The sequence below is a fragment of the Mesocryomonas lacus genome (assembly GCF_055730105.2).
In genome coordinates, this window is sequence record NZ_JBUZWF020000001.1 from 986,175 (window position 1) to 1,009,096 (window position 22,922).

At 67.7% G+C, this 22,922-nt stretch carries 22 protein-coding genes; 17 read left to right on the forward strand and 5 right to left on the reverse strand.

Annotated elements, in window-relative coordinates:
* The first annotated feature begins 143 nt into the window (after window positions 1–143).
* From ACZLZQ_RS04530 to ACZLZQ_RS04565, 8 genes are all read left to right on the forward strand, one after another.
* Window positions 144–1,739 carry a peptide ABC transporter substrate-binding protein gene (locus tag ACZLZQ_RS04530; protein WP_472948327.1) on the forward strand — a complete coding sequence of 532 codons (1,596 nt, stop codon included), beginning with the start codon at window positions 144–146 and terminating at the stop codon, window positions 1,737–1,739.
* Between the two features lie 262 nt (window positions 1,740–2,001).
* Window positions 2,002–2,925 carry an ABC transporter permease subunit gene (locus ACZLZQ_RS04535; RefSeq protein WP_472934327.1) on the forward strand — a complete coding sequence of 308 codons (924 nt, stop codon included), beginning with the start codon at window positions 2,002–2,004 and terminating at the stop codon, window positions 2,923–2,925.
* Window positions 2,922–3,842: an ABC transporter permease gene (locus ACZLZQ_RS04540; protein ID WP_472948328.1), complete on the forward strand. Its 921-nt coding sequence runs from the start codon at window positions 2,922–2,924 to the stop codon at window positions 3,840–3,842. The genes ACZLZQ_RS04535 and ACZLZQ_RS04540 overlap by 4 nt, the downstream gene beginning before the upstream one ends.
* A 2-nt stretch (window positions 3,843–3,844) precedes the next feature.
* Window positions 3,845–4,105 (forward strand): hypothetical protein, encoded by a 261-nt coding sequence (locus ACZLZQ_RS04545; protein WP_472948329.1) that lies wholly within the window; start codon window positions 3,845–3,847, stop codon window positions 4,103–4,105.
* The gene (locus ACZLZQ_RS04550) at window positions 4,102–5,109 is read left to right on the forward strand and encodes an ABC transporter ATP-binding protein (protein WP_472948330.1); all 1,008 of its coding nucleotides are present in this window, start codon (window positions 4,102–4,104) and stop codon (window positions 5,107–5,109) included. Before ACZLZQ_RS04545 ends, ACZLZQ_RS04550 begins: the two co-directional genes overlap by 4 nt.
* Complete coding sequence (locus tag ACZLZQ_RS04555) at window positions 5,102–6,157, forward strand: ABC transporter ATP-binding protein (RefSeq protein ID WP_472948331.1); 1,056 nt, start codon at window positions 5,102–5,104, stop codon at window positions 6,155–6,157. Before ACZLZQ_RS04550 ends, ACZLZQ_RS04555 begins: the two co-directional genes overlap by 8 nt.
* 69 nt (window positions 6,158–6,226) lie before the next feature.
* Complete coding sequence (locus ACZLZQ_RS04560) at window positions 6,227–6,469, forward strand: type II toxin-antitoxin system ParD family antitoxin (RefSeq protein ID WP_472948332.1); 243 nt, start codon at window positions 6,227–6,229, stop codon at window positions 6,467–6,469.
* A complete protein-coding gene (locus tag ACZLZQ_RS04565; protein WP_472948333.1) occupies window positions 6,450–6,752 on the forward strand; it encodes a type II toxin-antitoxin system RelE/ParE family toxin in 303 nt (100 codons plus the stop codon). The genes ACZLZQ_RS04560 and ACZLZQ_RS04565 overlap by 20 nt, the downstream gene beginning before the upstream one ends.
* A gap of 22 nt (window positions 6,753–6,774) precedes the next feature.
* Here ACZLZQ_RS04565 and ACZLZQ_RS04570 read toward each other — a convergent pair whose 3' ends face one another.
* The 3 genes from ACZLZQ_RS04570 to ACZLZQ_RS04580 all read right to left on the reverse strand — a co-directional run bounded on the left by ACZLZQ_RS04570 (window position 6,775) and on the right by ACZLZQ_RS04580 (window position 9,921).
* Complete coding sequence (locus ACZLZQ_RS04570; protein ID WP_472934321.1) at window positions 6,775–7,557, reverse strand: ATP-binding cassette domain-containing protein; 783 nt, start codon at window positions 7,555–7,557, stop codon at window positions 6,775–6,777.
* Window positions 7,554–8,645 (reverse strand): ABC transporter permease, encoded by a 1,092-nt coding sequence (locus ACZLZQ_RS04575; RefSeq protein ID WP_472948334.1) that lies wholly within the window; start codon window positions 8,643–8,645, stop codon window positions 7,554–7,556. Before ACZLZQ_RS04575 ends, ACZLZQ_RS04570 begins: the two co-directional genes overlap by 4 nt.
* 241 nt (window positions 8,646–8,886) lie before the next feature.
* Window positions 8,887–9,921, reverse strand: a complete 1,035-nt coding sequence (locus tag ACZLZQ_RS04580; RefSeq protein WP_472948335.1) for a sugar ABC transporter substrate-binding protein — start codon at window positions 9,919–9,921, stop codon at window positions 8,887–8,889.
* Window positions 9,922–10,342: 421 nt separating this feature from the next.
* On the opposite strand from ACZLZQ_RS04580, the gene ACZLZQ_RS04585 reads away from it, so the two are divergent.
* Complete coding sequence (locus tag ACZLZQ_RS04585; RefSeq protein ID WP_472948336.1) at window positions 10,343–11,581, forward strand: ROK family transcriptional regulator; 1,239 nt, start codon at window positions 10,343–10,345, stop codon at window positions 11,579–11,581.
* A gap of 21 nt (window positions 11,582–11,602) precedes the next feature.
* Here ACZLZQ_RS04585 and ACZLZQ_RS04590 read toward each other — a convergent pair whose 3' ends face one another.
* Complete coding sequence (locus ACZLZQ_RS04590; protein WP_472948337.1) at window positions 11,603–13,219, reverse strand: bifunctional metallophosphatase/5'-nucleotidase; 1,617 nt, start codon at window positions 13,217–13,219, stop codon at window positions 11,603–11,605.
* A gap of 165 nt (window positions 13,220–13,384) precedes the next feature.
* On the opposite strand from ACZLZQ_RS04590, the gene betI reads away from it, so the two are divergent.
* The 6 genes from betI to ACZLZQ_RS04620 all read left to right on the forward strand — a co-directional run bounded on the left by betI (window position 13,385) and on the right by ACZLZQ_RS04620 (window position 20,359).
* A complete protein-coding gene (gene betI, locus ACZLZQ_RS04595) occupies window positions 13,385–14,008 on the forward strand; it encodes a choline-binding transcriptional repressor BetI (protein ID WP_472948338.1) in 624 nt (207 codons plus the stop codon).
* Window positions 14,009–14,080: 72 nt separating this feature from the next.
* A complete protein-coding gene (betA, locus tag ACZLZQ_RS04600) occupies window positions 14,081–15,745 on the forward strand; it encodes a choline dehydrogenase (protein ID WP_472948339.1) in 1,665 nt (554 codons plus the stop codon).
* A 40-nt stretch (window positions 15,746–15,785) separates the two neighbouring features.
* Window positions 15,786–16,766, forward strand: a complete 981-nt coding sequence (locus ACZLZQ_RS04605) for a small ribosomal subunit Rsm22 family protein (protein WP_472948340.1) — start codon at window positions 15,786–15,788, stop codon at window positions 16,764–16,766.
* Between the two features lie 187 nt (window positions 16,767–16,953).
* Window positions 16,954–19,119: a malate synthase G gene (locus ACZLZQ_RS04610; protein WP_472948341.1), complete on the forward strand. Its 2,166-nt coding sequence runs from the start codon at window positions 16,954–16,956 to the stop codon at window positions 19,117–19,119.
* 90 nt (window positions 19,120–19,209) lie between these two features.
* Entirely contained in the window at window positions 19,210–19,440 is a 231-nt protein-coding gene (locus ACZLZQ_RS04615) for a hypothetical protein (protein WP_472948342.1), read from the forward strand.
* Window positions 19,441–19,672: 232 nt separating this feature from the next.
* Window positions 19,673–20,359 (forward strand): ceramidase domain-containing protein, encoded by a 687-nt coding sequence (locus ACZLZQ_RS04620; RefSeq protein ID WP_472948343.1) that lies wholly within the window; start codon window positions 19,673–19,675, stop codon window positions 20,357–20,359.
* 173 nt (window positions 20,360–20,532) lie between these two features.
* On the opposite strand, the gene ACZLZQ_RS04625 is transcribed toward ACZLZQ_RS04620, so the two are convergent.
* Window positions 20,533–21,327, reverse strand: a complete 795-nt coding sequence (locus ACZLZQ_RS04625) for a L,D-transpeptidase (RefSeq protein ID WP_472934310.1) — start codon at window positions 21,325–21,327, stop codon at window positions 20,533–20,535.
* Window positions 21,328–21,570: 243 nt separating this feature from the next.
* Between ACZLZQ_RS04625 and cueR the strand changes: the two genes are divergently transcribed.
* Both cueR and ACZLZQ_RS04635 read left to right on the forward strand, forming a co-directional pair.
* Window positions 21,571–21,996, forward strand: a complete 426-nt coding sequence (gene cueR, locus ACZLZQ_RS04630; protein WP_472948344.1) for a Cu(I)-responsive transcriptional regulator — start codon at window positions 21,571–21,573, stop codon at window positions 21,994–21,996.
* A 125-nt stretch (window positions 21,997–22,121) separates the two neighbouring features.
* Window positions 22,122–22,622: an MmcB family DNA repair protein gene (locus tag ACZLZQ_RS04635; RefSeq protein WP_472948345.1), complete on the forward strand. Its 501-nt coding sequence runs from the start codon at window positions 22,122–22,124 to the stop codon at window positions 22,620–22,622.
* Window positions 22,623–22,922: the final 300 nt, after the last annotated feature.

The following is a 22,922-nucleotide window of genomic DNA, read 5'->3' on the forward strand; positions in this document are numbered from 1 at the left end:
CGCGGGGGACCACACGTGTAGAAAGCTGACCGTCAGTTCGACCTGCCATGGCTGGACAAAGGCGAGAAGAGGATGATTGATGGCCCAAAGACGGCAGCCGCCGTCGCCAACGGCAACCGGTTTGCCCAGCTGAGAGGTCGACGATGACGCTTTTTCAGAGGTCCTTCACCCGCACCGCCAGTGTCTTCGCTCTGGCGACGGTCCTTGGCCTCAGCGCAGCGCAGGCCAACCAGCTGAACCTCCACAATGGCGGCGACGTCACCTCACTTGATCCGCAGAAGCTCTCGGGCGACTGGGAGGACCGCGTGTCCGGCGACATCTTCGAAGGCCTGATGACCGAGGACGCCAAGGCCGAGCCGATCCTCGGCCAGGCGGAAAGCTACACCCTCTCCGACGACAAGCTGACCTACACGTTCAAGCTTCGCGCCGACGACAAGTGGTCGGATGGCCAGCCGGTGAAGGCATCCGACTTCGTGTTCTCGTTCAAGCGGCTGATGGACCCGAAGAATGCGGCCGAATATGCCTACCTGCAGTATCCCATCAAGAATGCCGAGGGCATCAACACCGGCAAGATCACCGACATCGACCAGCTCGGCGTCAAGGCGATCGACGACAAGACGCTGGAGATCACGCTGGAACGGCCGACGCCCTATTTCCTCGGCGCGCTGACCCATTACACCGCCTATCCGCTGCCGGAGCACCTGATCAAGGAAAAGGGCGACGCCTGGGTCCAGGTCGCCAACATCGTCACCAACGGCCCGTACAAGCCGGTTGAGTGGATCCCCGGCAGCCACGTGCTGACGGCGAAGAACCCGGAATGGCGCGGCGCCAAGGACCTAAAGATCGACGGCGTGAAGTTCTTCACGCTGGAAGATCAGGCGGCGGCGCTCCGCCGCTACCGCGCCGGCGAGTTCGACGTGATCACTGCCTTCCCGACCGACCAGTACCAGTGGCTGCAGGAGAACATGCCGGGCCAGGCGCATGTCGCCCCGTTCGCCGGCCTCTACTACTACGTCGTCAACTCCTCGAAGCCGCCGTTCGACGATGTCCGCGTGCGCCAGGCGCTGTCGATGGCGATCAACCGCGAGGTGATCGGCCCGCAGATTCTGGGCACCGGCGAGCTGCCGGCCTATGGCTGGGTGCCGCCGGGCATGGCGAACTACGAGGGCGCCGACCAGCGCGTTGACTGGGCGGACCTTTCCTATGGCGAGAAGCTGGAAAAGGCGAAGGCGCTGCTGACGGAGGCCGGCTTCGGCGCCGACAAGCCGCTGACTTTGCAACTGCGCTACAACACCGACGAGAACCACAAGCGCCTGGCGGTCGCCATCGCCTCGATGTGGAAGCCGCTCGGCGTCAATGTCGAGCTGACCAATACCGAGGTGAAGGTGCACTATGCAGACCTCCGCCAAGGCTCCTTCGACGTCGGCCGCGCCGGCTGGCTCGCCGACTACAACGATGCCGACAACTTCCTGAACCTCCTGAAGTCCGGCGTCGAGATGAACTACGGCAAGTGGTCGAACCCCGACTTCGACAAGCTGCTCGACGAGGCCAACGCCACCACCGACATGGCGGCGCGGGCGAAGCTCATGAAGCAGGCCGAGAAGATCGCCCTCGACCAGTCCGCCGCGATCCCGATCTACTTCTACGCCTCGCGCAGCGTCGTCTCTCCGAAGATCACCGGCTACGAGGACAACGCCTTCGACAAGCACCGCACGCGCTGGCTGACCAAGGCGGAGTAGGACAGACGGACCTGTCCGGCAGACCGATCTCCCCCCTTGAGGGGGAGATGCCCGTCAGGGCAGAGGGGGGTGCGCACCGCGCACTCTGCCTCTTGACCGGCTTGCCGCAGTTCGACCCGATCGCATCCCCGCGCTTTGCGAACCTCGGCGGCAGGCACCCCCCTCTGTCGCCTGGCGGCGACATCTCCCCCTCAAGGGGGGAGATCGGGCGCCCGCCTATCCAAGGTTCGTCGTCACCGCGCTGTCCAACCGAGGAGCGCGCATGCTGCGTTTCGCCTTCCACCGTCTGCTGACCGCGATCCCCGTGGTGCTGATCGCGGTGACCGTTTGTTTCTTCGTGCTGCGCCTTGCGCCGGGCGGGCCGTTCGATATGGAGCGGGCGCTGCCGCCGCAGATTCTCGAGAACCTGCGCGCGCACTATCATCTCGACCAGCCGCTGATTGGCCAGTATCTCAGCTACCTCGCCGGCCTCCTGCGGGGAGACCTCGGGCCCTCCTTCACCACCGACGACTTCACCGTCTCCGAGCAGATCATGATCGGCCTGCCCTACACGCTGATCCTCGGCGGCGGGGCGATGGTGCTGGCCGTCGTCGTCGGGCTCGCCGCCGGCATCTACGGGGCGCTTTACCAGAACAAATCAGCCGACTTCCTGATCGCCGGGGTGATCATGGCGGGCCTCGTGGTGCCGAGCTTCCTTGTCGCGCCGATCCTTCAGCTGGTGTTCGGGCTGAAACTCGGCTGGCTGCCGGTCGGCGGCTGGGGCGACGGCTCGCCGCGCTTCCTCGTGCTGCCGATGGCGGTGCTCGCGCTGCCGCACGCCGCGCGCATCTCGCGGCTGATGCGCGGCTCGATGATCGAGGTGCTGAACGCCAACTTCATCCGCACCGCGCGCGCGAAAGGCATCGGCGTGCGCCGCATGGTGCTCGGCCACGCGCTGCGGCCGGCGCTGACGCCGGTGGTCTCTTATCTCGGCCCGGCGGCCGGCTATCTCCTCACCGGCTCGATCGTCGTCGAGGAGATCTTCGGCATTCCCGGCATTGGGCGGTACTTTATCCAGGCGGCGCTGAACCGCGACTACGGCATGGTGCTCGGCACGGTGGTCTTCTACATGATCCTGATCGTCGTCCTGAACCTCCTGGTCGACCTCGCCTATGCCTTCCTCGATCCGAAGGTTCGAACCCGATGAGCCTCTTCGTCGACAAGCGCGAGGCGCTGGCGCCGTTCGCCGAGAACCAGAGCGCGGCGCTCGCCGGCAAGCCGCGGTCGCTGACCCGCGATGCCATGCGGCGCCTCGCCGCCAACAAGGCGGCGATGGTGTCGCTGTTCGTTCTCGCGTTCATCATCCTCGCCGCCATCATCGGCCCCTGGCTGATCCCCTTCGACTACGAGACGCCGGACTGGGCCGCCTTCCGCGCCCCGCCCTCCTTTGAGAGCGGGCATTATTTCGGCACCGACCAGAACGGCCGCGACCTCCTCGCCCGCACACTCTACGGCACCCGCGTCTCGCTGATGGTCGGGCTGATCGCAACGCTCGTCTCGGTCGTCGTCGGCGTTCTCTACGGCGCCGTCGCGGGTTTTCTCGGCGGGCGGATCGACGGCGCAATGATGCGTTTCGTCGACGTCATGTACGCGCTGCCGTACATCCTCTTCGTCATCCTGCTGATGGTGATGTTCGGCCGTAACGTCTACCTGCTGTTCGCCGCCATCGGCCTTCTGGAATGGCTGACCATGGCGCGCATCGTGCGCGGCCAGACGCTGTCCCTGAAGGAGCGCGAGTTCATCGAGGCGGCGCGCGCCTCGGGCGTCTCGACCTTCACCATCATCCGCCGCCACATCGTTCCCAATCTCGTCGGCCCGGTGGTGATCTTCGCGACGCTGACCGTCCCCGAGATCATCGCCACCGAGAGCTTCCTCTCCTATCTCGGCTTTGGCGTGCAGGAACCGCTGACCTCGCTCGGCACGCTGATCTCCGAGGGTGCCGACACGATGGAGACGATGCCCTGGCTGCTTGGCTTCCCCGGCGCCACCCTCGTCGCTCTGCTGCTCGCCTTCGCCTTCGTCGGCGACGGCCTGCGCGACGCCTTCGACCCGAAGGACCGGTGAGGATGACGATGACGATGACGCTTTCGACTGCAGGAAACGCGCGCCAACCCATCAGCTTCGTCATCCCGGACTTGATCCGGGGTCCATTCCAAATGTTTGAACGCAATCGAGGACGGTGGACCAGCGCATTGCAGCGATTTGGCAGTGGAAGCGAAGAGGAATGGATCCCGGATCAAGTCCGGGATGACGAAGCTGCGGCGTTTGCGCCCCGTTCTGACAAGGACCGGACCGCCATAAACTCCGCATTGGAGGCCTGTCTTTGACCGCCCCCCTCCTCCACCTGAAAAACTACTCCGTTCGCTTCGCGACCCCCGAGGGCGAGGTGGCGGCCGTGTCCGATCTCGATCTCGCCGTCATGCCGGGCGAGACGCTGGCGATCGTCGGCGAATCCGGGTCGGGCAAGAGCCAGACCTTCAACGGCGTCTTCGGCCTCCTCGCCCGCAACGGCGTGAGCAGCGGCAGCGCGGTGATGGACGGCACCGACCTTCTCGCGCTGAAGCCGCGCCAGCTCGACAAGATCCGCGGCAAGGACATGGGCATGGTGTTCCAGGACCCGATGACCGCGCTGAACCCTTCGATGAAGATCAAGCGGCAGCTGTCGGAACTCCTCGAGGTGCACCAGAGGATGGGCCGGCGCGAGGCCGAGGCGGCGGGGCTCGCCATGCTGAAGCGCGTTGGCATTCCCGAGGCGGAGCGGCGCTTCCAGCAGTATCCGCACGAGCTCTCCGGCGGCATGCGCCAGCGCGTGGTGATCGCCATGGCGCTGCTCTGCCGGCCAAAGCTGATCGTCGCCGACGAGCCGACGACGGCGCTCGACGTCACCATCCAGGCGCAGATCCTCGACCTCTTCCGCGACCTAACCGCCGATTTCGGCACGGCGCTGGTGCTGATCACGCACGACCTCGGCGTCGTCGCGGGCATCGCGACGCGCGTCGCGGTGATGTATGCGGGGCGGGTGGTCGAGGAGGCCGGCGTCGACGATCTGTTCGAAGCGCCCGCCCATCCCTATACCGCGGCGCTCCTGCGCTCGATCCCGCGCGTCGACCGCGACATCGCGGGCGTCGATCCGATCCCCGGCCGGCCGCCGAGCCTGCAGCACCTGCCGACGGGCTGCGCCTTCCATCCCCGCTGCCGGCACGCCACCCAGCGCTGCGCCGACGAGCGGCCGCCGCTGGCCGAAGTCGGCCCCGGCCGGCGCGCCGCCTGCTGGCATCCCTTCGCCGACGCCGCCGTGAACGCCGTCCCCGCCGGAGGCCTCCATGCCTGACCTGTCACACGTGAAACAGAGCATCCTCGACGTCGAGAATCTCTCGACCAGCTTTGCCATCCGCAGCCGCACGTTGTTTGGCCGCGGCGCTACGCTGAAGGCAGTGAACGACGTCTCGTTCAGCCTCGGCCAGGGCGAGACGCTCGGCATCGTCGGGGAATCGGGCTGCGGCAAGTCCACCCTCGGCCGCTCGATCTTGCGCCTGATCCAGCCGACCGCCGGCCGCGTCGTCTGGCAAGGCCGCGACCTCACCGCGCTCTCCGAGGCCGAGATGCGCAAGGCGCGGCGCGACCTCACCATCATCTTCCAGGACCCGATCGCCTCGCTCGACCCGCGCATGACGGTCGGCGACATCATCGCCGAGCCGCTGGAGGTCGCAGAGCCCGGCTTGCGCAAGGCCGATCGGCGCGAGCGGGTGCTGCAGGCGATGGACGAGGTCGGCCTCGCGCCGGAGATGATCGGGCGCTACCCGCACGAGTTCTCCGGCGGCCAGGCGCAGCGCATCGGCATTGCCCGGGCGATCATCACCCGGCCGAAGCTGATCGTCTGCGACGAGCCGGTCTCCGCGCTCGACGTCTCGATCCAGGCGCAGATCATCAACCTCCTGACCGGCCTCCGCGACCGGCACGGGCTGAGCCTCATCTTCATCAGCCACGACCTCTCGGTCGTCCGGCTGATCTCGGACCGGATCATGGTGCTCTACCTCGGCCGCATCGTCGAGATCGGGGCGCGAAGCGATGTGTTCGAGAACCCGGCGCACCCCTATGCCCGCGCGCTTCTCTCCGCCGCACCGATCCCCGACCCGGCGATCGCCCGGCAGCGCGGCCGCACCCTCCTCCTCGGCGACCCGCCCTCGCCGATCGACCCGCCCTCCGGCTGCGCCTTCCGCACCCGCTGCCCGATCGCCGAGCCGGTTTGTGCCGAGGTCCTGCCGCCGCTGGTCGAGGTGTCGCCGGGGCATTCTGGCGCCTGCCATTTTGCGGGAGACGAGGCGGCGCGGCGGATGGCGGCGAAGGCGGGAAGAGCATCGGTGCCAGCTCAGCAATGACCCTGCCGGCTTTGCTTGAGGTGGACGGCGCCCGGGGTTATGTCTTGGGTCCGTCAGGAGCCAGAGACGATGTCAAAGACAACCCCGGTCGTTCTCGATGATCACTTCACCGCCTTTGTCGCCGCCTCGGTAGACCAGGGCCGCTACGCATCGGTCAGCGAGGTCGTGCAGGCCGGGCTGGAACTCCTGGAGCGGGAGAACAAGCGGCAGGCCCTGCGGGAGGCGCTGATCGAAGCGGAGGAGAGTGGACCGGCGATGCCGTTCGACAGCCAGGCTTTCCTCGCCGATATGCATGCCAAATACGGGCTATGAGCTTCTTCTAAACCCGAAGGCAAGTGCCGACCTTGACGGCATCTTCCTCTACTCGGCCGAGCGGTGGTCTACCGACCAAGCCGATCGCTATATCCTCGAAATCGGCAGTGCCATGCAGCGACTGGCCCGCTCTCCCGAACTTGGCCGGAGGGTCGACGAGATCAGGCTCGGCTACTACCGCTACCCCGTGAGGTCACATCTCATCTTCTACCGACGCGTTGATGCCGGCATTGAGATTATGCGCGTCCTTCACCAGCATATGGACGTCGACACTCACCTTTGACGACGCCCACGATCGCGCGGCCTTACGCCGCCATCATCGTCGCTTCCGGTGCCTTCGCCCCCGTCATCAGCGCCACCGCGTCGGACATCGACGCGCTTTTCGGGTCGATGACGCAGAGGCGGCGGCCGAGGCGGTGGATGTGGATGCGGTCGGCGATCTCGAAGACATGCGGCATGTTGTGCGAGATGAGGACGATCGGCAGGCCGCGCGAGCGCACCTCGAGGATGAGGTCGAGGACGCGGCGGGACTCTTTCACGCCGAGGGCCGCGGTCGGTTCGTCGAGGATCAGCACCTTGGAGCCGAAGGCGGCGGCGCGGGCCACGGCGACGCCCTGGCGCTGGCCGCCCGACAGCGTTTCCACCGGCTGGTCGATGTTCTGGATGGTCATCAGCCCAAGCTCGGAGAGCTTTTCGCGGGCGATGCGGCGCATGGTCGGCTTGTCCAGCATGCGCAGGAACTCGCCGAGGAAGCCCTTGCGGCGAATTTCGCGGCCCAAGAACATGTTGTCGGCAATCGAGAGCGCGGGCGAGAGCGCCAGCTGCTGGTAGACCGTCTCGATGCCGGCGTCGCGCGCGCCTTGCGGGTTGGTGAAGGTGATCGGTGCGCCGTCGAGCAGGATCTCGCCGCCGTCGGGAATGACGGCGCCGGAGACCGCCTTGATCAGCGTCGACTTGCCGGCGCCGTTGTCGCCGATGACGGCGAGGATCTCGCCGGCCCGAAGATCGAAGTCGGCATGGTCGATGGCGACGACGCGGCCGTATTTCTTGACGAGGCCGCGGGCGGAGAGAACGAGCTGCGGGGTCATGCGGAAGCCTTTCTGATCCACTGGTCGGCGGCGACGGAGAGGATGATCAGCGCGCCGACGGTGAGCTGCGTCCATTGCGGGTCGGTGCCCCAGATGCGGAGGCCCATGGCGAAGACGCCGACGATAAGGGCGCCGATCAGCGTGCCGAACACCGAGCCCCGGCCGCCGAAAAGCGAGGTGCCGCCGATCACCACCGCGGTGATCGACTGGATGTTCGCCTCCTGGCCGGAGGTCGGGCTGACCGAGCCGATGCGCCCGATCAGCGCCCAGCCGGCGAGGCCGCAGATGAAGCCGGCGACGACGTAGACCGAGATCAGCGTCTTCGTCGTCGAGATGCCGGACAGGCGGGCGGCGTCCGGATCGTCGCCGAGGGCGTAGACGTGTCGTCCCCATGCGGTGTTGTTGAGGATGTAGAAGAACAGGACAACCAGCAGCACCATGAACACAGCGCCGTAGCTGAAGGTGGCGCCGAAGATCTTGAAGGTCTGGCCGAGGAACTGCAGCAGCGGCGCGGCGCTGGCGATGTCTTGGGCGCGGATCGTCTCGTTGGCGGAATAGATGAAGTTCGTCGCCAGGAACACCGACCAGGTGCCGAGGGTGACGATGAAGGGCGGCAGCTTCAGCCGGGCGATGAGGAAGCCGTTGATGAAGCCGCAGAAGGTGCCGACGGCGAGGCCGCAGGCGATGGCGAGCGGCGCCGGCAAGCCGTAGCGGGTGGCGAACTGGCCCATCACCACCGAGGACAGCACCATGATCGCGCCGACCGAGAGGTCGATGCCAGCGGTGACGATCACGAGGGTCTGCGCGACGCCGATGATGCCGACGAGCGTCACCTGCTGCAGGATGAAGTTCAGCGTCTGCGGGCTGAAGAACCGGCTGCCGAGCAGCACGCCGAACACCGCCACGCTGACCAGCAGCACCAGGACCGGCACCATGGTGGGGTTGGCGTGCAGGAAGTGCTGGAAGCGGGCAAGGCCGCCGCCATTGTTCGTCTCGAACTCGGCAACCCGCGTATCGTTCTTTGCCGCGGCCGCCTCGAAGTCACTGGGGCTGCGCTGCGGGGTCGCCGGGCGGGGGGTGTCGCTCATCGCCTCACCTTTCGAAGTCTGTCCGGGAATATCGGGAAAAGAGAGCCGCTGGCCCGATGGGCGTGGCCCCCGCATCGGCGGGAAGGCGCGAACGCGCCCTCCCGCCCGCAGTCTCGCGGGACGTGCGGATCGACGCCGGCAAGCCGGGTCATGCCGGCCGGGCCGATGACGTCACCCGCCCCGGCAGAGCCGACCGGGCCAGCAGAGCCGGCCGGGCCAGCAGAGCCGCTCGGGCTATCAATCAGCCCCAGCAGGCCTTCAGCGCGTCGGCCGAGGTCATCGACTTCTGGCCGTCGACCGGCTTGTCGGTGACGAGGTCAGCGCCGGTATCGGTGAAATTCAGGCCTTCGGTGACCTTCGGCTTCTCGCCGGTGTCGGCGAACTTCTTGATCGCCTCGACGCCAAGCGCGGCCATCTTCAGCGGATACTGCATCGAGGTCGCGCCGATGATGCCGTCCTTGACGTTGTTGACGCCCGGGCAGCCGCCATCGATCGAGACGAGCAGCACATTGCCCTCGGCGCCGACCGCCTTCAGCGCCTCGTAGGCACCGGCCGCCGCCGGCTCATTGATGGTGTAGACGACGTTGATCGTCGGATCCTTCTGGAGAAGGTTCTCCATCGCGGTCCGGCCGCCTTCCTCGTTGCCATTGGTGATGTCGTGGCCGACGATGCGCTTGTCATCCTCGTCGCCGATGACGTTGGCATCCTTGGTGTCGATGCCGAAACCCTTCATGAAGCCCTGGTCGCGCAGCACGTCGACGGAGGGCTGGGAGGGGATCAGGTCGAGGAAGGCGATGCGGGCATCGGCGGCCTTGTCGCCGAGCGTCGACTTGGCCCACTGGCCGATCAGCTCGCCGGCGGTGAAGTTGTTGGTGGCGAAGGTCGCGTCGGCGGAGTCGATCGGCTCAAGCGAGGTGTCGAGCGCGATCACCATGATGCCGGCATCGCGTGCCTGCTTGACCGAAGGAACGATGCCCTTGGTGTCGGACGCAGTGATGAGGATGCCCTTGGCGCCGCCGGCGATGCAGCTCTCGATGGCCGCGACCTGGCTCTCGGTGTCGCCGTCGATCTTGCCGGCATAGGTCTGCAGCGTGACGCCGAGTTCCTTGGCTTTCGCGAGCGCGCCTTCCTTCATCTTGACGAAGAACGGGTTGGTGTCGGTCTTGGTGATCAGGCAGACCAGCGGGCTGGTCTGGGCGCTGGCCGGGGTGGCAAGCACGCCGAGTGCGGCGAAGCCGGCAATGGCGGTGGTGGCGAGAAGCGAACGAAGCGTCACGGATATCCTCCCAGATATGATCCGATGCCGCCGCGCTCCCGCACGGCGACGGTTGACCGCGTCACGGCGCGCCGCCGCGACAGGTTGGCGGCAAGGAAAGCGGCAAAGTGACGCCCTGTCAACTTAAATAAATCAAGTGGATTTAAATATTGACACCCCGAAGGCGCTGGACCAACTTCCGGATGAAGCTGGTCAAGGTCTTGCGTCCTTGCCCGGGTGCCGCTGAACTGTCTGCCGACAGGCCCCCACAACGATGGTCAGCAAGGATGACCTGAAGCAGACGGGCTGGCAAGTCGGGATGGCAGGTCGCGACAGCACCGGGCAGCGCGATTCAGTGGGCTTGCGCGCACTTCAAGAAACGTTCGGCGGCGGAGGTGGGGCGGCCGGGAAAGAACCCAGCTGCGCCGTAGGGGGGAGAGAGATGAGCGACGTGACCGAGCCATTCGCGGAGGAAGGGGCGGGAGAGCGCATGCGCGGCTCCAACCAGTCCGGGCTGCGGGCCCACAACGAGCGGGCCGTGCTGTCGCTGATCCGGCGTAACGGCGTGCTGGCCAAGGCCGACATCGCCCGGCGCACCGGCCTGTCCCCGCAGACGGCCTCGGTGATCATGCGCGAGCTCGAGCGTCAGAAGCTGGTGCTGCGCGACGCGCCGCGACGCGGCCGGGTCGGCCAGCCCTCGATCCCGATGCGGCTCAATCCCGATGGCGCCTTCTCGCTCGGCCTGAAGCTCGGCCGGCGCTCGGTGGAACTCGTACTGATGGATTTCGTCGGGGTGATCCGCGAACGGCGGCGGGCGAGCTATCCCCTGCCGGTGCTCGGCGCGATCAAGCAGTTCGTCGTTGCGGCGGTGGAGGAGCTGCGCCAGACGCTGGATGCCGACGGCCGCGCCCGCATCGCCGGCGTCGGCGTCGCCATGCCCTCGGCGATCTGGGAATGGGGCGAGGAGATCGGCGCGCCGGCCGGCGAGATGGACGAGTGGCGCGGGCTCGACATCACCGCCGAGCTGGCGAGCCTCACCGGCTATTCCGTCGACCTCGCCAATGACGCGACGGCCGCCTGCGCCGCCGAGCATGTCTTCGGCACGACGCGCAGCACCGATTACGTCTATTTCTACGTCGGCACCTTCGTCGGCGGCGGCATCGTCATCGACGGCAATCTGGTGGTCGGCCGCAACGGCAATGCCGGCGCGCTGGGCTCGATGCCCGTGCCGCGGCCGGCCGGGCCGGATGGCGCCCCCGCCGGCCACCGCCAGCTGATCCACTCCGCCTCGATCCATCTTCTGGAGCAGGAGATGCGCGCCGCCGGCATGAACCCGCGCGATCTCTGGAACGATGACGGCCAATGGCCCGAGCTCGGTCCGCTGCTCGACCGCTGGCTGGAGACGGCGGCTTTCGGCCTCGCCCACGCCATCGTCTCGGCAATGTCGGTCTACGACTTCGAATGCGCAGTGATCGACGGCTCGATCCCGCTCGACGTGCGCGACCGCCTGGTGGCGGCGACGCAGGCAAAGCTTGCCGAGATCCGCCGCGAGGGCCTGTCGCCGATCCGCGTCCAGCCCGGCACGATCGGCGCCAGCGCCCGCGAGATCGGCGCGGCAAGCCTGCCGTTCTTCGCGAAATTCCTGCTCGACCACCGCGTGCTCTTCACCGAGCGGGGCTGATCTCGCGCCGGCGGCCGCGCCTTACGGCACCAGCCTGATCCGCACGCCCGCCGGCGGCGCGAACGGGCCCTTGGCGAGATGGTCGGCGACGACGCTGTCCAGCGTCGGGCCGAAGTCGTAGGCGTCGCGGCCGGCCGAGGCGAAGACGGCATAGCCATCGCCGCCATTGCGCATGAAGTTGTTGGTGACCACCCGGTAGTCCGCCGCCGGGTCGATCGGCGCCGCGCGGCCGTCCTTGACCACCCGCACCGCCTTGATGCGGCTCTCGCCCGCCTTTCCGGCGAGCGACCAGTCGAATTCGAGGCCCGCGACCTGCGGGAAGCGGCCGCCACCGGTCTCGACCTGCGAGACGCCGTTCTCCAACGCCGCGACGATGTCGGCGCCCTTCAAGGTGAAGCTCGCCAGGGTGTTCTGGAACGGCAGCACGGTCAGCACCTCGCCCATGGTGATCTCGCCGCCGTCGATCGAGGCGCGCAGGCCCCCGCCATTGGTGATGGCGATCTCGATGCCTTGGTCCTTCACCTTGGCGAGCATCGCGTCGGTGACGAGGTCGCCCATGGTGCATTCCTGCGTCCGGCAATAGGCGGCGCTGCCCTCTATCGGCGCCGCCGTCTTTCCGACCACGGTGTTGCGGACGGCGTCGAGCGGTTTGGCGAGCTCGGCGATCCGGGCCTTGATCGCCGGGTCCTCCGGGATCGCCTGGTCGAGAAGGATCGGCTCGCCGACCGCCTCGGTGACGACGCCCTTGTCGTCGAAGACGAGGTCGACCTTGCCGAGATAGCGGCCATAGGCGCCGGTCTGGACGATCGGCACTTTCGTGCCGTCGGGGGCGGCGACGAAGGTCGGCGACGGGCCGCCGGCGGTCGGCACGCTGTTCGACAGAAGGGTATGCGAGTGGCCGCCGACGATGAGGTCGATGCCGTCGACCTCCGCGGCGATCCGCTGGTCGACGGTGTAGCCGGAATGGCTGAGGAGTATGATCTTGGTCACCCCCTCGGCGGTGAGGGCCGCGACCTCGCGCCGGGCGGTGTCGACCGGGTCCTGGAAGGCGATAGTCGTGCCGGCGCTGGTCAGTTCCTGGTTGTTTTGGGGCGTCAGGCCGATCACGCCGATCTTTTCGCCGGCGACGGTGAGGACCGCGTGCGGCTTGATGCGGGCGGCAAGGCCGGGTTCCTTCGAGAGATCGGCATTCGCCATCAGAAGCGGAAACCCGATGGCTTCGGCGAAGCGCTGCAGCACCGGCACGCCATTGTCGAACTCGTGGTTGCCGACCGCCATGGCGTCGTAGCCGAGGCGGCCCATCAGCTCGGCGACCTCCTGGCCGAGATAGTGGGTGTAGAACAGCGAGCCCTGGAACTGGTCGCCGGCATCAAGCAGCAGCGAGGCGGGCAGGCGATCGCGGGCGATCGCGGTGGCGAGCCGCGCGGTGCCGCCGAAGCAGGCGCCGGCGGCCTGGTCCTTCGCGCCGCAGGTGGAATCCTGCTTGTTGATCGGCTCCAGCCGCGAGTGGATGTCGTTGGTGTGGAGGACGCGCAGCCGGAACTCGGCGCTGGCGGGGCCGGCGAGGCAGACTGCGGCCAGCATGGCCGCAAGACCGGCGGGCAGGCTTGCGGAACGTCGGGCGAAGGGCTTCGTCATGGCGGTCTCCGGGAAGGACGCGATGCGGGCCAGCCTATACGCCCCGCGTGACGGTTCAACGCCCGCGCCGCCGCTCTCCCCGAAACTTGCCGCCCTCCGCTGGTTGATTGATCAGTCAATCAACAATACGCTTGCCCGGAAGAGACAGGCGACGGGACGGCGGCTATGACGAGACGCAGCATGGAGGACGAGCGGCGCGGCGCCCTGATCCGCGCGGCGATCGACGCCATCGACGGCGAGGGCTCGCTCAGTGTCACCATGGCCGAGATCGCCCGGCGCGCCGCGGTCTCGCCTGCGCTGGCGCATCACTATTTCGGCGGCAAGGACGACCTCCTGATCGCCGCCATGCGCCATCTCCTCGGCGGCTACCGTGCCGGCGTGACGCAGCGCCTGCGCACGGCCGAGACGCCGCGCGCGCGCATTTCGGCGATCGTCGAGGGCTGCTTCGATCCCGACCAGTTCTCCGTCGAGGCGATCTCCGCCTGGCTGGTCTTCTACCTCCACGCCCGCCGCAACGCCGAGGCGGCGCGGCTGCTCGCAGTCTACTTCCGGCGGCTGGAGTCAAACCTCGTCGATGCGCTGGCGCCGCTGATCGGACGCGACCGCGCCCGGCCGATCGCCCAGGCGGCCGGCTCGATGATCGACGGCGTCTGGCTGCGCCATGCGCTGGTCTCGCCCCGCCGCGGCGCGCCGCTGCACGGGCCCGACCGGCTGGCGGCGATCGCCGTGATCGAGCGCTTCATCGATGCCGAGACCGCCCGCTCGGCATCCCGGGCGGCCGGCGCATGAGCCGCCGCGCGACAAGAACCTTGCCCTTCCGTTCCACCGCGCCGGCGCGCGCCCTTCCCGCTGGAGTTCTGCATGCGTGAGATCGACGAAGCCGACTACGTCGTCATCGGCTCCGGCTCGGCCGGGGCGGCGATGGCCTATCGCCTGTCGGAGGGCGGCCAGTACGACGTTCTGGTGATCGAGGCCGGCGGCACCGATGCCGGGCCGTTCATCCAGATGCCGGGCGCCCTCTCCTATCCCATGAACATGAAGCGCTACGACTGGGGCTACCGCGCCGAGCCCGAGCCGGCGCTCGGCAACAGGAGCCTGGCCACGCCCCGCGGCAAGGTGATCGGCGGCTCGTCGTCGATCAACGGCATGGTCTATGTCCGCGGCCATGCCCGCGACTTCGACCACTGGGCGGAGTCCGGCGCGCACGGCTGGGCCTATGGCGACGTGCTTCCCTACTTCCAGCGGATGGAAGCGATGGAAGGCGGGGACGCCCGCTGGCGCGGCCTCGACGGCCCGCTGCACATGAAGCGCGGCGCGATGCAGAACCCGCTCTATCCCGCCTTCATCGAGGCCGGGCGGCAGGCGGGCTTCCCGGTGACCGACGACTACAATGGCGAGCAGCAGGAGGGTTTCGGCCCGATGCAGCACACCATCTGGCGCGGCCGCCGCTGGTCGACGGCCAATGCCTATCTCCGCCCCGCCATGCGCCGCGGCAATTGCCGGCTGCTGGCGGGCGAGGCGGTGCGGCTGGTCTTCGAGGGCGACAAGGCGGTCGGCGTCGCGGTGCGCCGTCCACGGCGCCTGCCGGGCATCGTGCGGGCGCGGCGCGAGGTGGTGGTCGCCGCCGGCGCGATCAACTCGCCGCTGCTGCTCTTGCGCTCCGGCATCGGCGATGCGGCCGAGCTTGCCGCCGTCGGCGTCGAGCCGAAGTTGCACCGGCCGGGCGTCGGGCGGAACCTGCAGGACCATCTCGAGGTCTACGTGCAGCAGGAATGCACCCAGCCGATCACCCTCAACGGCTACCTCAACCTCTTCGCCAAGGGCCGCGTCGGGCTGGAATGGATGCTGCTGCACACCGGCCACGGCGCCACCAATCATTTCGAATCCTGCGCCTTCGTGCGCTCGGCGGCCGGCGTCGACTATCCCGACATCCAGTACCACTTCCTCCCCGCCGCGGTGCGCTACGACGGCACCTCGGCGTCCAAGGGCCACGGCTTCCAGGCGCATGTCGGGCCGATGCGATCGAAATCGCGCGGTGCGATCCGCCTCACCGGCAGCGGGCCGTCGGACAGGCCGTCGATCCGCTTCAACTATATGAGCCACGCCGATGACTGGCGCGACTTCCGCACCGCCATCCGCCTGACGCGGGAAATCTTCGGGCAGGCGGCGTTCGCGCCCTTCCGCGGCGCCGAGATCCAGCCGGGTGCGTCGTTCCGGAGCGACGACGATCTCGACGGCTTCATCCGCGACCACGCCGAGAGCGCCTATCACCCCTGCGGCGCCTGCCGGATGGGCGATGCCGACGACATCGACGCCGTGGTCGACCCGGAATGCCGGGTGATCGGCATCGAGAACCTGCGCGTTGCCGATTCGTCGATCTTTCCGCGCGTCACCAACGGCAACCTCAACGGCCCCTCGATCATGGTCGGCGAGAAGGCCGCCGACCATATCCTCGGCCGGACCATGCTGCCGGCCTCGCCGCTGAAACCCTGGATCAATCCGAACTGGCAGGAGAGCCAGCGGTAGGCTAATCCTCGCCGGCATTGCGGGGTGGCGAAGAGATCCGATGGCAGCTGAACTTCCTGAGGCGCTGACGGCAGCGATCACGGCGCTGATGGAGGGCCGCTCGCGAAAAGATCTGTCGGAGCGCTCCGGGAAGATCTCGAAGCGTTACCGCGAGGGCGGCTCGTCGACCGGCGTCGTCGAGGGCGAGGCGGACGCCATGGCCTATGCGGTGGCGCGGATGCCCGCGACGTTCGCCGCCGCGAGCGAGGTGTTCGAGCGCCTCCTGGAACGCTGGCCCGATTTCGCGCCAGCGCGCGTGCTCGACGTCGGTGCGGGACCCGGCACGGCGAGCTGGGCGATGGCCGATCTCTGGCCGGCGATTACCGAGATCGTCCAGGTCGACCGCAACACCGCCTTTCTCGACCTCGCCCGGACGCTGGCCGAGGATGCCGAAAGCGCCGCCCTCAAAACCCCACGCCAGATCACCGCCGACCTCGTCGCCTGGGCGGGTCCGGCCGAGGCATTCGACCTCGTCGTCCTAGGCTATGCCCTGACCGAGCTTCCGCCCGCCCGCCTACCGGCGCTGATGCAGATGCTTTGGGCGAGTTGCACGGGCGCGCTGGTCGTGGTCGAGCCCGGAACGCCCGCCGGCTACGCCCGCATCCTCGGCGTCCGCGACGGGCTGCTGGCCGCCGGTGCGCGGATCCTGGCGCCCTGTCCGCACGAGGCGCCTTGCCCGCTGACGCCGCCGGACTGGTGCCATTTCGCCGTGCGCCTGCAGCGCAGCCGCGACCACATGAGCGCCAAGGCGGCGACGCTGTCCTACGAGGACGAGAAGTTCAGCTATCTCGTCGCCGTCCGGCCGGCGCTGTATGAGGCGCCCGAGGAGGCCCGCATCCTAGACCGGCCGGAGACCAGCAAGATCGGCGTCGCGGTCAAACTCTGCGGCACCGGTGGCGGCGTGCACCTCGCCACCGTGCCGAAGCGCGACCGCGACGCCTTCGCCCGCGCCCGCAAACGCAAATGGGGTGATCTCCTCTAGATCCGAGAAGATCCGGTCTTGTTTTCTGCGTCTTTTCCAGCGCCCACCGCTCCCGCTTTGCACCCGCGTTCCCACAGTCCCGCGGCCTGGCCCGAGGCGGGCCCAAAGCCCTCTTGGGCTTTCGCATGATTGACAGGACGGGGTGCAAGGTCGATTTGCGGGGCAACACGGGAAAGGAAGCCGCTACATGTCCGATACGATCGACGTCCATGGCCTGACAGTCGCCGACGAGCTGAAGACCTTCATCGAGACGGAGGCGCTGCCAGGCACCGGGATCGAGCCCGACCAGTTCTGGAAGGGTTTTGCCGGAATCCTCGACGATCTCGCGCCGAAGAACCGCGAACTCCTCGCTGTGCGCGACCGCCTGCAGGGCGAGATCGACGCCTGGCACCAGGCCCGCCGCGGCCAGCCGCTCGACGCGCCCGGTTACCGCGCCTTCCTGCAGGAGATCGGCTACCTCAAGCCCGAGGGCCCCGACTTCCAGATCGACACGGCCAACGTCGACCCCGAGATCGCCGCGATCCCCGGCCCGCAGCTCGTCGTTCCCCTGATGAACGCGCGCTACACGCTGAATGCCGCCAATGCGCGCTGGGCCTCGCTCTACGATGCCCTCTACGGCACCGACGCGATGGGCGACGCCCCGCCGTCCGGCCCCTATGACCGGGCCCGCGGCGCCCGCGTCGTGTCCTGGGCCAAGGGTTTCCTCGACGGCGTCGCGCCGCTCGACCGCATCAGCCACATCGACGTCACCGCCTATGCCGTCGAGGGCGGCTCGCTGGTCGCCGATTTCGGCGGGCCGAAGAAGGCGATGCTGAAGACCCCCGACGCCTTCGCTGGCTATGTCGGCGATCCCGCCGCGCCGACCGCGGTGCTGTTCAAGCAGAACGGCCTGCATATCGAGGTGCAGATCGACGCCGCCAACCGCATCGGCTCGCGCGACCGCGCCCATGTCGCGGATATGCTGATGGAATCGGCGGTCTCGACGATCTGCGACTGCGAGGATTCGATCGCCGCGGTCGATGCCGAGGACAAGACCGCCGTCTACCGCAACTGGCTCGGCCTGATGAAGGGCGACCTCGAGGATTCCTTCGAGAAGGCCGGCAAGACGGTGACCCGCCGCCTCAACCCCGACCGCAGCTATACAGCGCCCGACGGCTCGCCGCTGACGCTGCCCGGCCGCTCGCTGCTGCTGATCCGCAATGTCGGCCACCTCATGACCAATCCGGCCATCCACCTGAAGGACGGGTCGGAGGTGCCGGAGGGCATCATGGACGCCATGGTGACCGGCATGATCGCCTTGCACGACCTGAAGAAGACCCAAGGCATCCGCAATTCCCGCGCCGGCTCGGTCTACATCGTCAAGCCGAAGATGCACGGGCCGGACGAGGTCGCCTTCTCCGCCGAGATTTTCGGCCGCGTCGAGGCGGTGCTAGGGCTGCCCGAGAACACCATCAAGATGGGCATCATGGACGAGGAGCGCCGCACGACGGTGAACCTCAAGGAGTGCATCCGCGCCGCCAAGCACCGGGTCTTCTTCATCAATACCGGCTTCCTCGACCGCACCGGCGACGAGATCCACACCTCGATGGAAGCCGGCCCGATGGTGCGCAAGACGGTGATGAAGGACCGCACCTGGATCGGCGCCTACGAGGACTGGAACGTCGATGTCGGCCTCCTCTGCGGCCTCAAGGGAAGGGCGCAGATCGGCAAGGGCATGTGGGCGATGCCGGCGAAGATGCACGACATGCTGGCGGTCAAGATCGGCCATCCGCAGGCCGGCGCCAACTGCGCCTGGGTGCCGAGCCCGACGGCGGCGACGCTGCACGCCACGCACTACCACCGCGTCGACGTGCTCGCCTGGCAGGACAACATCGCCGCCAAGGGCCGCCGGGCGATCCTCGCCGACATCCTGACCATCCCGCTCGCCGGCCGCGCCAACTGGCCGAACGAGCAGATCGTCGCCGAGGTCGAGAACAATGCGCAAGGCATTCTCGGCTACGTCGTGCGCTGGGTCGACCAGGGCGTCGGCTGCTCGACGGTGCCGGACATCAACGATGTCGGACTGATGGAGGACCGCGCCACCTGCCGCATCTCCTCCCAGCACATCGCCAACTGGCTGCGCCACGGCGTCGTCTCGAAGGACGAGGTGATGGCGGCGATGCAGAAGATGGCGGCCAAGGTCGATGCGCAGAACGCCGGCGACGCCAAATACGAGCCGATGGCGCCGGACTTCGACGCCTCGATCGCCTTCCAGGCGGCTTGCGACCTCGTCTTCGAGGGCGCCGTGCAACCGAACGGCTATACCGAGCCGGTGCTGCACCGGCGCCGGCTGGAGAAGAAGGCGCGGGGCTGACGAAAAAGACCAGGGGGTGGGAGCAGGCCTTGCAGGCTCCCACCCCCTGAGCCGAGACTTCCTGGTCAGTGGGTGGGTGAGGAGCCGCAGGTGACGATCGTCCACAATGAGCAGACAAAACTCACGGCGGCAGCGTTCGACCGCGCTTCGACCGCCTGCGTCACGGTGGGCGTCCTCGCCCCGGTCGCGGCAACCTTCTACAGCGTTGGCGCCAGTCCGGTAGGCCTCGACACGCTCGTCATCGGCACGGCGATTTGGCTTGGTGCGGCGATTGCCCTACATTGGAGTGCGAGACGCCTGCTGCGGGGATTGCGCTCATGACCGGTACCGAGCTTTTCGCCTTCGTCATCCTGCCGATTTCCCTTGCCTCCGCAGCATGGGCCTACGTGCTGCTGAACGAGCGGACCCGGCGGAACAAGACGCCGCGCTGACCGGCTCCGTCGGCCGACGGGAAACCGGACTGCGCTGCGATCCGTTGCCGGGCATGCTTCCTGGGGTGTTCAATCCGCCCCGTGGCGGCCGATGATCGGCAGCCCTGAGGGAGTTCCGCGCCATGGCATGGACCGATCCGATCGATGCCTATTGCGAGCGGCTCGGCCCGGGCTTCTGGGCTGAGCCGGTCAATGCCGTCTCCAACCTCGCCTTCATCCTGGTGGCGGCGGCCGCCTTCGTCGCCTGGCGGCGGCGCGATGCGCTGGCGAAGCGTCGACGGCGTGACGTCGCGAGCCTTGCGCTGATCATCCTCGTCGGGATCATCGGCGTCGGCTCGTTCCTGTTCCACACCTTCGCCAACCGCTGGTCGAGCCTTGCCGACGTCCTGCCGATCACGCTGTTCATCGCAGCCTATCTCGGCCTCGCGCTGCACCGCTTCCTCGGCCTCGCCCGCTGGGCGGCAGCGCTCTGCGTCGCCGGCTTCTTCGGCCTGACGTTCTTGACGCGCGATGCTCTGGGACCAGTTTTCGGCAGTTCGGCCGGCTACATCCCGCCGGCGGTGGCGCTCTATGCCATCGGCCTCGCGCTCGCCTTCCCCAGGCGCTCGCCGGCGCGGCGGCTGCTGGCGGCGGCCGGCGTGTTCACCGGCTCGATCGCGCTGCGGATGGCGGACATGCCGGTCTGCGCCAGCTATCCGCTGGGCACGCATTTCCTCTGGCACATCCTCAACGCCACGACGCTCGGCCTGCTGCTCTCCGCCGCGATCCGCCACGGCGCGCGTCCCCGCCGCCACCGCATCACCGCCTGAGCCGCGCCCGCCGCCCAGCTTTCCCCAGTGGCGGCCGGACAAAAAAAGACCGGATGCTTCCCCCGAAGCACCCGGCCATGACGGTCCCCCGCCTTCCAAACTGTCGCCGGCGGATCTCTCCGCCGGGGTATCCTATCGGCGCGAACGCCAGTGCCTGCCTTAGCTGGTCTGCCTCAGCTGGCCTTCGCCTTCGCCTTGGTGCGGGCGGGCTTGGCCGGGGTCTGGTCGACCAGACGTTCCTTGCCCTGCAGGACGACGACGCGGGCGCCGAGCGGGATGCGCTCGTAGAGGTCGATGATGTCCTGGTTCATCAGGCGGATGCAGCCGGACGAGGCCGCGGTGCCGATGGAGCGCCACTCCGGCGAGCCGTGCAGGCGGTACAGCGTGTCCTTGTTGCCCTGGTAGAGGTAGAGCGCGCGGGCGCCGAGCGGGTTCATGACGCCGGGATCCATGCCCTTGCCGTCCTTGAACTTCTCGAGGTCGCTGCGGCGCTCGATCATCTCCTTCGGCGGGAACCAGCGCGGCCAATGCTGCTTGTCGCCGATCTTGGCTTCGCCGGCCCAAGAGAAGCCGGCCTTGCCGACGCCGATGCCGTAGCGCATGGCGGTGCCGCCGCGCTCGATGACGTAGAGGAAGCGGTTGCCGGTATCGACGACGACCGTGCCTTCCTCATAGCCGCCGGCATCGTAGACGACGCGCTGGCGCAGGAACTTCGGGTCGATCTTGTCCGACGGAATGGACGGCAGCGAGAAGCCGTCGTCGACCGTTGCGGCATAGGCGGTCGCGGGGGCGACGCCGAAGCTGCGGTCCTCGTTCGGGGTCGGCGAGGCATAGGCGGTGATCCGCGCCACGGCCGCCGAGGTGTTGTCCGCCATCTTCTGAGGCGTCGTCGTCGTCGCGCAGCCCGAAAGGACCGCCAACGATGCGAAAACAGCACCGAGGGATACGAGGTTCAGTCTGTTGGTCATGGGAGCCGGGTCCGCAGCGTCGGAGTAAGTGTTCGTTCGTGGCGCCACACTCGTTCGACGGGGCAAGCTATCCAGCGAAGACGCTCTCTGGATATGCCCTGCGGCAAGCCGTGACAACGCGAACAATAGACAGCGTTATGGTTAATAAAGTCTTTGTTGCCGCGCAGTCACAGTTGACGGCGGCCAGCCCCGCGACATCTTTCGGAGACTGGGATGATGCGTCGGACGCAGCGAGGACTTCTCATGAATATAGGGGAAGCAGCACGGCTTTCGGGCCTGCCGCCGAAGACCATCCGCTACTATGAGGAAGTCGGGCTGGTGCGGCCCGCGCGGGCGCAGAATGGCTACCGCGACTACCGCGAGCGCGACGTCCACATGCTGCGCTTCCTGCAGCGCTCCCGCTCCCTCGGCTTCACCATCGAGGAGGCGCGCAAGCTCCTCGCCCTCTACGCCGACGACCAGCGCCACAGCGAGGATGTCCGCCGGATGGCGAGCGGGCGGATGGCCGAGATCGACCGCAAGATCGAGGAGTTGCAGTCGCTGAAACGGGCGCTGTCGATCCTCGCCGAGCAGTGCCCGGGAGATGCCGGGCCGGACTGCCCGATCCTCGAGGAAATCGCCGGCGAGCGCCCCGGGCAGATTCTAAGGCCGTCGCACGGCGGGGCTTGAGCGCAGGCGGACGCTGCGCTCGCCCTTGGCTCCAGGCATGAAAGCGACGCCGGATCTGGCCAGCGTTTATGGTTTGTTCGGTTTTTCACTTGCGACGCAGGCGCGCGCCGGCCTAGTTTGCGGACATGCCGATCGTCTCGCCCAACCGCACCGAACCGCTCGTCGACGGGCGCCAGTCCGAGCGCGCCATGCTGGTGCGCCGCGGTGTCCAGCGGCTGATGGTGGAGCGGCGGGTATCGCTGCTCCCCGAAATGCCGCTCGCCTCCGGTCGGCGCGCCGACCTCGCCGGCATTACCGAGAAGGGCGAGGTGTGGATCGTCGAGATCAAGACCTCGATCGAGGACTTTCGCGTCGACCGCAAATGGCCGGAATACCGCCTGCACTGCGACCGCCTGTATTTTGCCACCCATCCCGGCGTGCCGACGGCGATCTTTCCGGAGGACTGCGGGCTGATCCTGACCGACGGGTATGGTGCCGAACTGCTGCGGGAAGCCCCGGAGCATCGCCTCGCCCCCGCCGCCCGCAAGGCGATGACGCTGCGCTTTGCAAGGCTCTCGGCCGACCGGCTGCAGCAGGCGGAATGGCGCGCCAACCCCTATATGACCGTCCTGCCGGACGAGGCCTGAGCTTCCATGAAAAAAGCCGCGCCCTTATCGGACGCGGCTTTGGCTCTGGTCGTCCGAACCGCGCGCTTCGGCTTCAAGCCTTTGCGCCGCGGCAAATGCGCTTAGCGCAGGCCGAAGAACGAGAGGACGGCGATGACCACGACCACGAGGCCGACGAGATAGATGATACCGTTCATGGCAGTTCTCCTTGAAAAGCCGAGAGCGGTGCGGTGCACGCCCGGCCTGATGGGGATGGAAAGTCCTGAAACCGCTAACGGTTCCGTGATACCCGCGATGGTTTCATCGCATTTCCTGGCGCGC

Coding starts and splice junctions, on each gene's coding strand:
- cueR (WP_472948344.1), top strand. CDS start 21,571: ATGAATATAGGGGAAGCAGCACGGCTTTCGGGCCTGCCGCCGAAGACC.
- ACZLZQ_RS04575 (WP_472948334.1), bottom strand. CDS start 8,645: ATGAGCGACACCCCCCGCCCGGCGACCCCGCAGCGCAGCCCCAGTGAC.
- ACZLZQ_RS04540 (WP_472948328.1), top strand. CDS start 2,922: ATGAGCCTCTTCGTCGACAAGCGCGAGGCGCTGGCGCCGTTCGCCGAG.
- ACZLZQ_RS04620 (WP_472948343.1), top strand. CDS start 19,673: ATGGCATGGACCGATCCGATCGATGCCTATTGCGAGCGGCTCGGCCCG.
- betA (WP_472948339.1), top strand. CDS start 14,081: ATGCGTGAGATCGACGAAGCCGACTACGTCGTCATCGGCTCCGGCTCG.
- ACZLZQ_RS04610 (WP_472948341.1), top strand. CDS start 16,954: ATGTCCGATACGATCGACGTCCATGGCCTGACAGTCGCCGACGAGCTG.
- ACZLZQ_RS04530 (WP_472948327.1), top strand. CDS start 144: ATGACGCTTTTTCAGAGGTCCTTCACCCGCACCGCCAGTGTCTTCGCT.
- betI (WP_472948338.1), top strand. CDS start 13,385: ATGACGAGACGCAGCATGGAGGACGAGCGGCGCGGCGCCCTGATCCGC.
- ACZLZQ_RS04605 (WP_472948340.1), top strand. CDS start 15,786: ATGGCAGCTGAACTTCCTGAGGCGCTGACGGCAGCGATCACGGCGCTG.
- ACZLZQ_RS04590 (WP_472948337.1), bottom strand. CDS start 13,219: ATGACGAAGCCCTTCGCCCGACGTTCCGCAAGCCTGCCCGCCGGTCTT.
- ACZLZQ_RS04555 (WP_472948331.1), top strand. CDS start 5,102: ATGCCTGACCTGTCACACGTGAAACAGAGCATCCTCGACGTCGAGAAT.
- ACZLZQ_RS04585 (WP_472948336.1), top strand. CDS start 10,343: ATGAGCGACGTGACCGAGCCATTCGCGGAGGAAGGGGCGGGAGAGCGC.
- ACZLZQ_RS04535 (WP_472934327.1), top strand. CDS start 2,002: ATGCTGCGTTTCGCCTTCCACCGTCTGCTGACCGCGATCCCCGTGGTG.
- ACZLZQ_RS04635 (WP_472948345.1), top strand. CDS start 22,122: ATGCCGATCGTCTCGCCCAACCGCACCGAACCGCTCGTCGACGGGCGC.
- ACZLZQ_RS04560 (WP_472948332.1), top strand. CDS start 6,227: ATGTCAAAGACAACCCCGGTCGTTCTCGATGATCACTTCACCGCCTTT.
- ACZLZQ_RS04570 (WP_472934321.1), bottom strand. CDS start 7,557: ATGACCCCGCAGCTCGTTCTCTCCGCCCGCGGCCTCGTCAAGAAATAC.
- ACZLZQ_RS04565 (WP_472948333.1), top strand. CDS start 6,450: ATGCCAAATACGGGCTATGAGCTTCTTCTAAACCCGAAGGCAAGTGCC.
- ACZLZQ_RS04625 (WP_472934310.1), bottom strand. CDS start 21,327: ATGACCAACAGACTGAACCTCGTATCCCTCGGTGCTGTTTTCGCATCG.
- ACZLZQ_RS04545 (WP_472948329.1), top strand. CDS start 3,845: ATGACGATGACGATGACGCTTTCGACTGCAGGAAACGCGCGCCAACCC.